Here is a 14,815-nt window from a genome sequence, read left to right on the forward strand (position 1 = left end):
ATAGATTTAGGAATTTAAGTAAAATAGGACTCGTTGTTGACGAGTCTTGGCTTTTAAGTTTAAAGTTTTATAGTTAACACGCTTTAAAACTTAAATGTATAGGGGAGAGAAAATGGGAAAGAAAACTTTAGAGGGTGCGCAAAAGAAGCAGACCAAAAAAGGGGGAAAGGTAAAGGTGTCAGAAAAATCTTCCTTAAGTATAAAAGTTTCACATTCTGAATTAGAAAAACTTAAACAAAAATTAGTTTTAACTGGTCAAGAGATTAAAGCCATAGGTGTAGAAGCAGAGCTTTTAGTGGGTGGAAAGAATTATAATACGGCTATTATTAGTACAATAGAAAATGTTCGCGCCCCTCAGTTTAGGGCTATTTCCTCTGTAGCTTTCCATAAAGTTCTTGATGAGACAAAAGTAAATGCTTCTTTGGTTCGTAATATTGTGGATAAAGAATACGATGCAATAGATTGGAATGATAGTGAAGTTAATAAAGATCCTGAATTTTTGAGAAATTTTGTTCGTAGGCTTGCTAGAAAGATTAAAGAGGATGGCAGAAGGGGTAAGTCTCAGGTAAAGTTAAGGACATTTATTAATAATGTAGTAGAGGGTTTTGCTACTTCTCCAGAAGGCATAGACCAATTACGTAAGCGCTCAGTGATGGTACAAGTTGCTATTTTATCTGTGGATTTGCCCAAAGATGTGGAAGAAGGTGTTCGTCAAGCGTATCGAGATATTTGTAAAGAAGCAGGAGAAGAAAATGTTCCTGTAGCTGTTCGTTCTTCTGCTGCTGGAGAAGATAGTAGAAAGAAAGCCTTTGCAGGATTACAAGATACATATTTAAATATTGTAGGAGAAAATGAAGTAGTTCAGGCATATCATTGGGATTGTGCTTCAGCTTATAATCTGAGAAGTATGACTTATAGAAGAGAGGCAATTCTAGATGCTTTGGCTAAAGCTGAAAAAACAGGAAATGAAAGTATTGCTATTGAGGCCAAGAAAGAATGGGCGATAGAAAATACATCTCTTTCTGTTTGTATAATGAGAATGATAAACCCTGTAGTATCTGGAACAGCTTTTAGTGCAGATACTGCTACAGGATGTAGAGGAACAGACAGAAAGGATTTAGTATCTATTGATGCTAGTTATGGTTTAGGAGAAGCAGTTGTTAGTGGCATGGTGACTCCTGATAAATTTTATGTTTTTCAGCGAGATGATGGAGAAGAAGTTGTAATTCGTTTTATGGGATTTAAGGATAAAAAAATTGTCTATGATGAGGAAGGAAGTGGGACAAAAGTAGTAAAGGTCCCTGAAGACATAGCATGTCGATGGGCTTTGTCTTTAGCTCAAGCAGAGATGGTTGCCAAAGGTGTGCGGGCTATAAGCAAAGCATACGGTGGCATGATTATGGATACAGAGTTTTGTATAGATGAATATGATAGATTGTGGTTTGTTCAGGCTAGGCCAGAAACTAGGTGGAATGAAGAGTTAGAGAAACATCCTCATACTATTTTTATGCGAAGGTTAGAAGTAGATCCTTCTGCTTTAAGTGAAGTAGAAGTAATTTTAGAAGGAAATGGAGCTTCAAGAGGGGCAGGACAGGGTACAGTAAAGTTTTTGCGTTCAGCTTTGGAGTTAAATAAAATTTCAAAAGGAGACGTATTGGCAGCTGAACGAACAGATCCTGATATGGTGCCAGGTATGAGGATTGCTTCTGCAATTTTAGCTGATGCAGGTGGAGACACCAGTCATGCTGCAATTACTTCTAGAGAATTAGGTATTCCTGCAATTATTGGTATTCAAAAATTAGAAGTTTTGCGTTCATTAGATGGACAAGAGGTAACTGTAGATGCTTCTAGGGGTAAAGTATATAGAGGACTTGTTCCTTTAGTTGAAGTTGGGGGAGAAATAGATACTAGCAAACTTCCAACAACCAAGACGAAGGTAGGACTTATTTTAGCAGATGTAGGACAAGCAATGTTTTTATCTCGTTTAAGAGATGTTCCTGATTTTGAAGTTGGTTTGCTTAGGGCTGAATTTATGTTGGGTAATATAGGCGTTCATCCTTTAGCTTTGGAGGCGTATGATAAAGGCACGTTATTGCCAATTGTAGAGAGAAAGTTGGCAGAATTGGAAAATGGATTAGTTAAAATTATTAAAGAACAACTTTCATCTGGAGTAGTGACCTTAGATTTAAAACTCAGAAAGTATGTAGGAATAATTACTGGATTAAAACAAAAGGTTAAAGAACTTACGGAAATAGAGGGAAGTAAAGGAACAGAAGAAGTTTTAGCAATTCATAGACAAATTCGAGAGTTTGATCACAAGTGGGATCAATATTTGGACAAGGCTACTAAGTATCTAGAGCTTCTTAAAACATCTGTGGATTTAAAGGAACATATTGCTGCGATTTTAGGTTATAAAGAAGAGTTAGCTTCTTTAATAGGAAAAGATCCTGAGACTGTTCAAAGAAGGCAAGAAATAGAAGATAAAATAAATGTAGTTTATCATAGAGTAAAAGATGAGCCCTATGTACAAGAAGTTTTGACGAAGATTAAAGAAATGCGTGATAAAGTGGCTTTAAATACAGGTTATAAACAACAAATGGATGAAGTAAGAGAGCTTCCCCAAAAAATTAGAAATATTTTAAGAGCAAAGGGATATAGAAGTGGGAAGGAATTGTATGTACAAACTTTGGCTCAAGGTTTAGGTCTTTTTGCTATGGCTTTTTATGGCAAGCCTATTATTTATCGGACTACAGATTATAAAAGTAATGAATATAGAAATCTTGTGGGCGGAAGTTTATTTGAGGAACACGAAGATAATCCAATGCTTGGCTATCGAGGTGTATCCAGAGGTATTCATGATTGGGAGTTAGAAGCCTTTAAATTGGCAAGAGGAGCGTATGGAGGAAAAAATTTACACCTCATGCTTCCATTTGTAAGAACTTTAGAAGAAGCCAGAAGTATGAAAAGATATCTTTCAGATGTTCATCAATTGCGTTCAGGTGAAGATGGGTTGAAATTGGTTTTGATGTCAGAAATTCCTAGTAATGCTATTTTGGCAAAGAATTTTATTCAAGAGTTTGATGGGTTTTCAATTGGTTCTAATGATATGACTCAATTAGTTTTAGGTACAGATAGAGATAATGCGAGATTAAGACATATCTATGATGAAGAAGATCCTGCAGTCGTATGGGCTATTTTAGTGACTATTTTTACCGGACAAAAATATGGGAAAAAAGTAGGTTTTTGTGGTCAAGGAGTATCTAATAGTAAAATTATTAGAGGCTTGGTGTGTATTGCTGGAATTGTATCTGCCTCAGTGGTCCCAGATACTTATGCTCAGACTAAATTTGATATTGCAGAGGTTGAGAGAGAAAATATTCCTCTACGTGAACTTGGAAAATGGCTTAAGACTCAACACTTAACACGACTTCAAGATTTATTAAAACAAGAGAATTATGAACATATAGCTAAAAAATGTTCCTCAGCTAAAGATTTAATGGATTGGTATGAAGGTGAGTTAGCTAGGTTACACGAGCAAGTACATTCTAATTTGGGAACAGAAAAAGAAGAATTCTATCGTCAAGAGCTAGATAAATTTAGAAAAACTTTTCATAAGCCTGTGATTTATGCGAATTGGGATTGGGATAAAACTGTTTTAGATGCATTACATCAAGCGGGATTTAACTCATTTGAAGAACAAGAAAAAGCATTAGAAGAACAAAGAAAGCATGTATGGTAAATAAGTAGTAATATTTTTGTGAAAGAAGTTAAAAGGGGGCTTTAAAAGCCCCCTCTTTTGTTTTTATAAAGTGTTTTCTAAATTATTCCCAAACCATCTGGGCATATCTTTTAGAGAATAAACCATTTGTTCATTTTCAATGGCATTTTTAAGAAATTTTGGCAAAGTAAGAGCAGCAAAAAACATTTCTTCATCTAAAAATTTTAGAGTACCTTTTATTTTAGTGTGAATAATTTCTTTAATTTGTTTTTTATTTAGTGTTTTAAATTCTTTTAAAGAAACAATTGAGAATGCTAGAGGGGTTAAATATACTTGGCAAAAGGAGATACAGGCCTGAAAATACGGAAAAATAGTTTTTAATGTATTTGCTACTCTTGTAAAATAAAAATGGTCTGGAGGAGCAGCTGGTCCAGACTGGATGCTTATAATGCCTTGAGGATGTAAAATATTTTTTAAACTGGAAAAGAATTCTTTAGTGAATAAAGCCATAGCTGGCCCATCATCTACAGGATCAGATAAATCGCAGATTATAAGATCCCATTTTTTAGATGTATTTTTAACAAAATCAAATGCATTTTCTATTAAAATAGTTGCTTTGGGATGTTCCAAAGAATTTTGATTAAGTGTTTTAAAATGAGTCTTGCCACATTTGATAACCTCTTCATCAATATCTACAAGAGTAATATTTTCCACCTCTTTCCATTTCAAGGCTTCTCTTAATGCGCATCCATCTCCTCCCCCTAGAATAAGAATATTTCTAGGATTTCCATGAAAAATAGCAGGGACATGAACTAAGAGTTCATGATAAATAAATTCATCTACCTCACTAATTTGACAAATATTGTCTAATAAAAGAACTTTGCCATATAATTTGGACTTAATAAGAGCAAGTTTTTGATATTTTGTTTTTTTTAATTCCAAAATTTCTTCTGCTGAGTGTAAAAAAATATCTCCACCCGTTAGTATTTCTGGGAAATAGTCTCTTAGTTGGCAACCTGACATGGTTCGTATTCCTCATGTAACTTGTTGTAAATTTTTTCTTTCTTCACTTTATTCCCCCTAGGCAAAGTAATGAGGTCATAGTCTTCAGCTTGAAGAAATTCTACTAAAAATTCACATGCTTTTTGAGGATCTGAAAATTCCCCACAGGTGAAGACATCAACCGCAGCGTATCCCAATTCTGGCCAAGTGTGGATAGAAATATGGGATTCTGCTAATAAACCTAAAGCAGTTACTCCCATAGGATGAAATTTATGGCTAGTGAGACTTAAAAGGGTTGACATAGATTGTTGAGAGGCTTGTTTGATAGCTTGTTTGATGATTTCTTCGTTGTCCAAAATAGAAAATGGACAGCCTTTTAGCTCAAGGACAAGATGAAGTCCACAGATCTTGTTTTTCAATGGCTTTTCCTCCTTAAGTTATAGGTTTACTACTTAGGTAGGTGCAAAACTTTCTCTTGGTAAATAGACAACACGTATTAACGGGTCGTCAGTACTCATAAAAACCCCTTGGTTAAGAATTTATTTTCTCCCCTTTCCAAAAAAAGAAAGGGGGGTAGCCTAAAACCCCCTGAATCAATTCAGTATTGAGAAAAAAAGACAAGATTGTCAAGTAGTTGCTTTTCTTCTATAGATGGTGTTTTAATTTTAATCAGTTAAAAAAAAGATGTTTGATTATTTAATATGGGAAAAGTTTTGTTTTCTAAAAGGGTAGTTAACAAGGTAAAAAATTAAAAAATATATTAAATCTATGTGAATTAATTGATTATTCTTTTAAATAAGGAAGCCCTAGACTTTTGGGGAAATTTAGTTCGGATTTATATTTGTTTTTTATTAATATTAAAATAATAAGAGGTAAAATAAAGGGAAGCATTTTAAGAATATAAACAGGAACAATTTCTTTGCCAATGGCTTGGAAGTAAAATTGTAAAGCCATAAAAGATCCAAATAAAAATGCTCCCACAAAGGCTCTAAATGGTTTTAGTCCTGAAAATACTACCATAGCAATAGCAATCCAACCTTGCCCACCACTTATGCCTTCTTTCCAACCTGGAGTATAGGCTAGAGATAGGTAAGAACCTCCAAGTCCAGTTAATGCTCCACCTATAATGGTTGCTATATATCTATACTTAAACACATTAAGGCCTGCTACATTACTAACTTTGGGATCTTCGCCAATAGCTTTAAGGTTTAAACCTAGAGGAGTATGATAAAGAATAAAATTGACAATAAAAAGTAAAATAAAACTTGCAACAACTATCCAGTTTAGTTCTTTTAAAATGATTCCAAAAGGATAATGCTCAAGTTCTGTAAAGCAAGGTAGAGAAATTGTTTGCAATCCAATAAAAGGTCGTCCTAGGAAACTACTAAGTCCTTCTCCTAAAATAGTAATTGCCAGTCCAGAAAGAACTTGGTTAGCGCTTAGATGGATAGAAAAAAAAGCATGGATTAAGGACATACTGCTTCCTACTATCATTGCTCCTGTAAATCCTATAATTAAACTGTGAGTATAATAAGTTAATACAAATCCTGCGAGAGCAGATACAAGCATTATTCCTTCTAATCCAAGGTTTAAGATGCCACCTTTTTCAGTGATTATTTCTCCTAAAGAAGCTAAAAATACTGCTGGTATTGATTTTAGAGTTAGTGCTAAGATAAAATAAATATCATTCATTTTTTTTGATCCATTTTAATTTATAATTGCTAAGAGTTAGTGCACCTAAGAAAGATAAAAGCATAAATCCTTCTAAAATTAGGGTGAAAGATGCTGGTATGTGTAGGTTAGTTTGAATACCTTCAGCACCTACTTTTATTATACTGAGTAGAACACTTAAAATAGGAACTAGAAGAGGATTTTTTTGTGCTAAAAAGGCAATAAGAATACCATCATATCCATATCCAATACTTAAGCCTTGTTGAAGTCTTCTATGGAGACCTAAAACTTCTCCCATCCCAGCTAATCCTGCAATGCCTCCACTTATTAAAAAAGCAATTAGTAGTAATTTTTTTTGAGGAAAATGTGCGTATGTGGCAGCATTAGGATTTAGTCCACATACCTTAATTTTATACCCAAGAGGTGTTTTTTGGAAGAAAAGATAACCTAAAAAGCATAGTCCTAATCCAATAAATAGATTTAAACTAATTCTAGTTTGGAAAAATCTAGGTAGCCATGTGCTTACTGGTAGAATAGCTGTACCAGGAAATCCAAACCCCATAGGATCTCTCAATGGTCCAAAATATAGGTGTTCCATAAAGATAAGAGCTACATAATTTAGAAGTAGTGAAGAAATAATTTCACTTATTTCCCATTTTATTTTTAAAAATATGGGAATATATGCCCAAATAAATCCACCTATAAAACCTGCTAATATTACTATGGGCAAATGCATATAGATGGGAATATACTTAACCACAGTAAGTGCACAAATAGCTGAGCAGGTTCCTCCCATAATAAGCTGACCTTCTGCTCCAATATTCCATAGTCCTGCCTTAGCAGCGATTAAAACACTTAGACCCGTAAGTATTAAAGGAGTTGATTTAACTAATACTTCTGAGAAGGAATAAAAGTCGCCTAAACTATTTTGCAAAATACCTGAATATATTTTCCAGGGATTTAAATGCAAAAGAGTGAAGATAATCGCTAGAATAAGAAAGGGTAAAGACATTAAAATTAAAAAAAGAAAAATTTTTTGTTTCAAGGAGAGATTACGTTTTTTTAAGATTAACATTTTAAACTTCCTGTCATGTAAAGACCTAGATTGGCAATATCTTTTGAGGAGGTAGGTGAAAAAGTTTTTACTATTTGTCCTTTATAGATGATGCCAATTTTATCAGCTAAAATAAGAGATTCTTGAATATCTCCAGAGATAAGTAAAATACTAGAATGTTTCTTTATTTGTATTAATTGTTTCCATATTTCTTGAGTAGAATTAATGTCTAATCCTTGAGTTGGGTGTTCTGCAATAATTACGGTTGGTTCTTTACTTAACTCTCTGCCTAGTATAAATTTTTGAAGATTTCCTCCTGAAAGATTAGAAGGGGTAGAGTTTATCCCATTGGGGGTCTTTATGTTGAATTCTTGAATAATTTTTTGTGTAAAAGTTTTAGCAATTTTCCATTTTATTTTAAGAGAATTTGAAAGTTCTTTGAGTCTAGTTAAAACAAAGTTAAAGTATAGACTTTTCTCTTCTATACAGGCTAAATTATTGCGATCTTCAGGAATATATACTATTTTAGTAGGATAGTTATTTATCCATTGTGAGGCATTGTATTTTTTATCGAAAATAATTTCTCCTTTAAATTCTTGTAATCCGCCAAGCACTTTGGCTAGAACTTCTTGTCCATTTCCAGATATTCCCAAAAGAACAAAGATTTCACCTTGTTTTAATTTTAAATTAATATTTTTAAGTAAAACTTGTCCATTTTGATTTACTTGAATATTATTTAATTGTAATATACTCTTTTTACTTATATTTTTTGTTTTATGTGTGTCAAAATTATTAATAATATTAAACTCTTTCCCTATCATTAGGGAGGCTAGTTCTAATTTAGATTTTATTTTTGTTTTAGGTGTTGTGGATACTATTTTACCTTTTTGCATAACAGTAATAGTATCTGCTATTTCTAATACTTCTTCTAATTTATGAGAGATGAAGAGAATAGTGTGTCCATTTTGGCGTAATGATAGCAGTATTTTAAAAAAAGGTTTAATCTCTTGTGGGGTTAATACAGATGTTGGTTCATCAAATATAAGAATTTTACTATTTTTATAAAGAAGTTTTAATATTTCTACTTGTTGTTTTTGCCCCATTGAAAGGTTATGTATTCGTTCTTCTGGATTAATATTTAAATTGAATTGACATAGAATAGAGTTAATCCGAGTTATTATTTGTTTTTTGTTCCATACAAAATTATTTTCCAGAGTTCCTAATGCAATATTCTGCCATACAGTGAAATTTTCTATAAGCATAAATTTTTGATGTACCATGCCTATTCCATATTTTTGGGCATGGGCTGGATTTGTGAAAAGAATTTTTTTATTTTTTATTAATATTTCTCCTGAATCAGGTAGAATATTACCAGAAATAATAGACATTAAGGTAGATTTGCCAGCACCATTTTCTCCTAAGATAGCATGAATTTGTTTTTGTTTTATATTAAGAGAAACGTTTTTAAGGGCTTTAAAATCACCAAAGGATTTGTTGATGTTTTTAAGTGTTAAAATAATAGAGTTGCTCACTGGTTAAAGTTAAATTTAAAGAGGAGAGGTTGCTAAGGCCTCTCCTTTTTTTAATTTTTAATGTTTAGAGTTTTTTTATTAATCAGGGATATTCCCTACTACTCCTTTAACCAGCCAGCGCATGGTCAGAAGTTCTTTGTCTGTTAATTTTTCACCTGGTTTTACTCGTAATTTGCCACTTTGATCATAAATTGGTCCTACAAAGACATTATCTTCACCGTTTTTAAATTTTTCTAACTCTTTTAATACCTTTTTTTGCACGGATTTAGGCACAGAGGCATTAAATGAACTTAATTTAATCATGTTTTGCTCAAAACCAGCCCAATAGGGTGTAGGTTTCCATGTTCCAGCCTGAACTTCTTTAACTACTTTTACAAAAAAAGGTCCCCAATTCCAAAGAGTAGACACCAAGGCACAAGATGCTCCGTATTTAGCTGCATCAGCTCCATAACCGATAGCAGGAACTCCTTTTTTACAAGCTGCCAAACTACTATCCGGAGTGTCTGCCATTTGTCTTATAAGAGTGCATCCTCTTGAAATAAGGGTTTCTGCAAGGGTTGTTTCATTAATAGGATCTCTCCATGCTTTTAACCATACCACAGTATTTACTTTATTGGGGTTAAAAGAATGCTTACCTTCTTTTAATCCTTTAATAAGACCAAGGGTAAAGGCATTAACTCCTCTGATTGGTTCAGGAATGGGGTTTGTAGCAACTGTTCCCACATGTTTATATCCCATAAGTCCAGCCATATATCCTGCTAAATAGTCTGCTTGATACATTCTTGCAAAATAGTTTCCCATGTTAGGAGCAGTTTTGTAACCTGCACAGTGTTCGAAGACAACTTTTGGAAAATCTTGAGCTACCATGAGCATTGGATCCATATGTTCAAATGTAGTGCCAAATATTATATCATAACCTTGACGGGCATATTTTCTAAAAACCCGTTCTGCATCAGCAGCTAAAACTTTCTCAGTATAACTAATCTCTACTTGGTCTCCCATTTTTTCCTTAAGATATTTTATCCCATTATATGCTGCAGTAGTCCAGCCCATATCATCAATGGTCCATAAAAGAGCAAAAGCAACTTTTATTTTTTTCTTTGCGTTTGCTGGCTGAGAAATACTAATTACCATTAGTAAAGATATGATTAAAAGTAGAATCTTTTTCATTACGCCCCCCTTTTTTTATCTTTTAAATAATAACTGAAATTTAATCATATTTAATTCCACTTATTTTCATTAATTTGTCCCATTTATGATACGCCTGAATTCTTCTTACTGTACCTGTTTTTCCTCTAATAACAAGAGAATGGGTGATAGCACCATCTCCTGTATATTTTACTCCTGCCAAAAAGGTCCCTCCTGAGATTCCTGTGGCAGCAAAAAAAACATCGTCACTTGTAATTAAATCATCTACTGTAAAAATACGATTTAAATTGTATCCTTGTTCGATTAGAGCTTGTTTTTCTTTTTCTTTTTGGGGATCTAATTTGCAAAGCATTTGACCTCCTAAGGCTTTGATGGCACATGCAGATAAAACACCTTCAGGAGTCCCTCCTGTTCCCATCATAATATCCACTTCAGAGATTGGATCTACAGCCATAAGAGAGCCTGCCACATCTCCATCTGTATGAAGTTGAATTCTTGCTCCTGCTTTTCTAATGTTTTCAATAAGTGTAACATGACGCGGTTTATCTAAAACAAAAACCACTAAGTCATCTACATCTTTTCCTAAGGCACGAGCAACTTTTTTAAGAGTATCTTCTACAGGGGCGTCTAAATCAATAACATCTTTTGCTTCTTCGGGAACTACTAATTTTTTCATGTAATAACTTGGTCCAGGATTATACATACTTCCCTTTGGAGCAATACCTACAACAGAGATGGCATTTGGTCTTCCTAAAGCTAGTAAGTTTGTACCTTCTACAGGATCAACTGCCACATCTACTTCTGGACCAATACCTTTTCCTACTTGTTCTCCATTAAAGAGCATAGGAGCTTTATCTTTTTCTCCTTCTCCTATAATAACAGTGCCTTTTATGTCTAAACTATTAAATACAAAACGCATGGCATCCACACCTGCCTGATCCCCTGCTTTTCTTTGTCCTTTTCCTAACCATCTAGCTGAAGCTAAGGCAGCAGCTTCTGTTACCCTTACGAGGTCTAAGGCAAGGTTTCTATTGGGTTGTTCCATGGTTTTCCTCCCCTTTTAGATGAGAAATATTAACAAGGAGAAGAGATTTTATCTTCTCCTTTATTAAATTTACAAATTTTGTAAATAATTTTGAACAAAATTTAAAGCCTTAGATACTGTGAATCCATATTCTTCTGCCAAGATGTTAGCAGGAGCAGAAGCTCCAAAATGATTAATACCTAATACAGTGCCTTTTAATCCTATGAATTGATGCCAAATATCTGTCCTTCCAGCTTCAAAAGCAATTCTTTTTTCAATATCAGAGGGTAAGAGAGATTGGATATAGCTTTGAGGCTGCTCTTTAAAGAGTTCCATGCAGGGCATACTTATTACACGCACAGGTAGCTCTAATTTGTTTGCTACTTCCAAGGCTAAATGCACTTCTGAACCTGTTGCAATAAAAATGATTTCAGGTTTTTGTTTTGGTTCTTTTAAAATATATGCTCCTTTTCTAACACCGTCTTGGATTTGAGGATATATTTTTTCATTTAAAATAGGTAAAGTTTGTCTAGTAAATAAGAGAATACTTGGACGGGACTTTTGGGCTAAGGCTTCTTTAAAACAGTATTTAGTCTCATTGGCATCAGCAGGTCTAAAAACGAGCATATTAGGAATAAGACGTAAAGAACTAATATGTTCTATTGGTTGATGAGTTGGTCCATCTTCTCCTACATAAAAAGAGTCATGAGTAAAAATATGGAGTACAGGCAATTTTTGAAGGGCTGACATCCTAAGAGCGTTTCTTTCATAGTCGGAAAAGACCAAAAAAGTAGCTCCAAAAGGAATTATTCCTCCGTGGAGAGCAAGACCATTTAAAATTGCTCCCATGGGAAACTCTCTAACTCCAAAAGCAAGATATCTTCCTTCTGGATTTGTCAATGCATTAAACAAACCTACACGTTCTCTAAATCGTACTGTTTGATTTGAAGGATCAAGATCTGCTGAGCCGCCCAGTAAATTGGGTAATTGATCTGTTAGGGCATTAAGACACATTCCAAATGCTTTGCGGGTTGCTAAGGGCTTATCTTCTGGAAAGTCAGGCAAAGTAAAGGAGTGTTTTTCACCATCTGTTATAAGATTAAATAACTCTTTTTTTTCTTTAGAGAGGTTAGAGACATTTTTTTCCCATTCCCTAACCTCAGTAGTTAGCTCTGAAAATCTAGATCTAAAGTGTTCTAAAACATCTTTAGGTAAATAAAATTTATGTTCAGGAAGACCGAGTTTTTTCTTAGTTGCTTTTATTTCTTCTGGAGAAAGAGGAGAACCATGGGTTTTTTCACTTCCTTCTAAAGTAGCGCATCCTTTTGCCATAATTGTATGTCCAATAATAAGAGTGGGCTTGGAAGTTTCTTTTTGAGCTTGTAAAATAGCATTTTTTATTTCGCTATGACTATGACCATTTACTTCTAATACTTGCCAATTAAAGGATTTAAATAATGTATTATAGTCTGTGCAATCACAACGTTTAGTTGGACCAGCTAGTTGTATTTTATTACTGTCATAAAAGACTATAAGTTTTCCTAAATTCCATTTGCCAGCTAAAGAAGCACTCCCTAGGACGACAGGTTCTTGTAAGTCTCCATCTGAAGCCAAAACATAGGTAAAATGATTGCAAATATTTTCACCTAATTTGGATCTTAAAAAAGCTTCTGCTATTGCCATTCCAACACCCATGCTAAAACCTTGTCCTAAAGGGCCAGTTGTTGCTTCTACTCCGGGAGTTAAATCACATTCAGGATGCCCAGGAGTTTTGCTTTTCCATTGACGAAATGATTTTAAATCTTCAATAGATAGAAATCCTATGAGAGTGAGTAAGCTGTAGAGAAGCATAGATTCATGTCCTGCTGAGAGGATAAATCTATCTCGGTTAAACCATTTGGGATTTTGGGGATCAAACTTTAGAAAGTCTTTAAACAAGACATATCCAAAATCTGCTGATGACATAGCCCCGCCAGGGTGTCCTGATTTGGCTTGGTCTATGGCATCAATAATTAATCCTTTGATTACATTAACAGTTTTTACATCTAAATTTAAATTTTCCATGGCTTTATTTTTTTAAGTTTGAGGTTGAATTAAAGTAAAATAGCCTCTGCCGACAGGCAAGGCAGAGCAGGAAAATAAGAGAAAGTCAAGAGGAGAATTTTAAAATAAAAAAGCCCGCTTTAAAGCGGGCTTTTAATGGCGCCAGGGAAGTTTGGTCTAAACAATTAGAAATCGTATTTTACACCAACAATTGCTTTCCAAGCAGCTTGATTCTTATAATCATCGCCTCTTGTTCCGAGCTTGTCATCGTAGTTAGCTTTAGCATAGCCAAGCTCTACAATAGCTGCCAAGTTTTCATACATTTGATATTTGGTGTTGAAATCAACTTCCCAGAAAGAATCTTTAGTAGTTAAGGTAGCGTCACCGTTACCATTTTCTACATAGTCTTTGTCACTAGTTCCTCTTGCATACATGAATACGAACTCATGTTTTACATTTTCGATGAAAGATAAATCTTTCAATTTGAAACCAAGAGCTACTACACCTGTACCAGCAGTACCTAACAATGCACCACCATTTGCAAAAGAAGAACCATCAAAGCCGAATGGAGTAGCTGTGATGTCAGGAGAAACACTTGGCATCATTTCGCTACCATTACTTGCTTTTTTGTCTTCACCAGTAGAGTAGATGAAGAATACTTCAGGAGTCATCATATCCATTTTGTAATCTACTGCTAAATCAAAGAACCAACCAGAAGCATCGAGTTCATTTGTTTTTGCATCTAAAGAACCATAATTAAGGTCTGTTAAGATAACAATAGGATCAAACATAGTGATTTGTGCACTTACACCAGCCCACCAAGCAGTAGCTTTACCAGTATCTTCTATTATATCTTTTCCTATAATAGCGTAAGCAAAGAAAGGTTTGAAAGCAAAACCATCAGCCTTTACAGGCAGTACTACGAAGAATAAATCTTCTTCGTCTTGAGCAGAAGCATTTACTCCATCACTGGAGTTGGTGTCATATGGTCTTGCCCATCCAAGAGTAAGCCCAATCATATCATTAATAGGAGTGCTTACAACTACGGAAGCTACATCATCATCTAAAATAGCGGATCCTAAGTTATTTGGTAAAGCAACACCTTGGATACCAGCGCTTACATTAACATCAGTGTTAGGTAATTTAAAAGCTAAATAAGCATGTTTTACTTCTACTGCTACAGCGTCAGCACCAATTTCTCCACCGCCATCACCCCAGCGGATATCTCCAATTTCTAAACCTAAAACAGCTTTTACATTTTCATTAGCTACAAATTCAAACCAAACTCTTGCTCTTTCGTAAACATTGAAATCATCTTCACTAATATTATCTTTTTTAGTTTTTTGAAAATCATAGTTATCAGTCCAGTTAGCGTGAGCACGCCAAGAACCGCGAGCTTTAAGCTCTACAGCAGAAGCCATGGCAACTGTGCTTAAAATAAAAGCAGCAACAAGTGCCAAGATGCTAAGTTTTTTCATAACCTGTTTCCTCCTTTTGAATTCTAGGTTTTGAGAGTCTCTCAAAAACCCCTTTTCCTTTGTCATAGATCCCCTGACGCCGATAAAAGAAAATATCTTTTATCTGCGGGGCATCCTAAATAAATTTTTAAAAATGTCAAGCTT

At 34.4% G+C, this 14,815-nt stretch carries 10 protein-coding genes; 1 reads left to right on the plus strand and 9 read right to left on the minus strand.

Going from position 1 to position 14,815, the window contains the following annotated elements:
- The first annotated feature begins 112 nt into the window (after positions 1 to 112).
- A complete protein-coding gene (locus tag BLP60_RS07150) occupies positions 113 to 3,739 on the plus strand; it encodes a PEP/pyruvate-binding domain-containing protein (RefSeq protein ID WP_092065498.1) in 3,627 nt (1,208 codons plus the stop codon).
- Between the two features lie 63 nt (positions 3,740 to 3,802).
- Here BLP60_RS07150 and BLP60_RS07155 read toward each other — a convergent pair whose 3' ends face one another.
- From BLP60_RS07155 to BLP60_RS07195, 9 genes are all read right to left on the minus strand, one after another.
- Positions 3,803 to 4,741: a spermine/spermidine synthase domain-containing protein gene (locus BLP60_RS07155; RefSeq protein ID WP_092065500.1), complete on the minus strand. Its 939-nt coding sequence runs from the start codon at positions 4,739 to 4,741 to the stop codon at positions 3,803 to 3,805.
- Positions 4,723 to 5,139: an adenosylmethionine decarboxylase gene (speD, locus tag BLP60_RS07160; RefSeq protein WP_092065503.1), complete on the minus strand. Its 417-nt coding sequence runs from the start codon at positions 5,137 to 5,139 to the stop codon at positions 4,723 to 4,725. The genes BLP60_RS07155 and speD overlap by 19 nt, the downstream gene beginning before the upstream one ends.
- 364 nt (positions 5,140 to 5,503) lie before the next feature.
- Complete coding sequence (locus BLP60_RS07165) at positions 5,504 to 6,412, minus strand: ABC transporter permease (RefSeq protein WP_092065505.1); 909 nt, start codon at positions 6,410 to 6,412, stop codon at positions 5,504 to 5,506.
- Positions 6,405 to 7,466, minus strand: coding sequence for an ABC transporter permease (locus tag BLP60_RS07170; RefSeq protein ID WP_092065507.1), 1,062 nt, complete (start codon positions 7,464 to 7,466; stop codon positions 6,405 to 6,407). The genes BLP60_RS07165 and BLP60_RS07170 overlap by 8 nt, the downstream gene beginning before the upstream one ends.
- A complete protein-coding gene (locus BLP60_RS07175) occupies positions 7,460 to 8,977 on the minus strand; it encodes an ABC transporter ATP-binding protein (protein WP_092065509.1) in 1,518 nt (505 codons plus the stop codon). Before BLP60_RS07175 ends, BLP60_RS07170 begins: the two co-directional genes overlap by 7 nt.
- Positions 8,978 to 9,055: 78 nt before the next feature.
- Entirely contained in the window at positions 9,056 to 10,147 is a 1,092-nt protein-coding gene (locus tag BLP60_RS07180; protein WP_092065511.1) for a BMP family ABC transporter substrate-binding protein, read from the minus strand.
- A 40-nt stretch (positions 10,148 to 10,187) separates the two neighbouring features.
- Positions 10,188 to 11,171, minus strand: coding sequence for a class II fructose-bisphosphatase (gene glpX / locus BLP60_RS07185; RefSeq protein WP_092065513.1), 984 nt, complete (start codon positions 11,169 to 11,171; stop codon positions 10,188 to 10,190).
- Positions 11,172 to 11,240: 69 nt separating this feature from the next.
- Positions 11,241 to 13,214, minus strand: coding sequence for a transketolase (gene tkt / locus BLP60_RS07190; RefSeq protein WP_092065515.1), 1,974 nt, complete (start codon positions 13,212 to 13,214; stop codon positions 11,241 to 11,243).
- 164 nt (positions 13,215 to 13,378) lie between these two features.
- Positions 13,379 to 14,671 (minus strand): outer membrane homotrimeric porin, encoded by a 1,293-nt coding sequence (locus tag BLP60_RS07195; RefSeq protein WP_143338922.1) that lies wholly within the window; start codon positions 14,669 to 14,671, stop codon positions 13,379 to 13,381.
- Positions 14,672 to 14,815 lie beyond the last annotated feature (144 nt).

It is taken from the genome of Desulfonauticus submarinus, from assembly GCF_900104045.1.
Lineage (GTDB): Bacteria > Desulfobacterota > Desulfovibrionia > Desulfovibrionales > Desulfonatronovibrionaceae > Desulfonauticus > Desulfonauticus submarinus.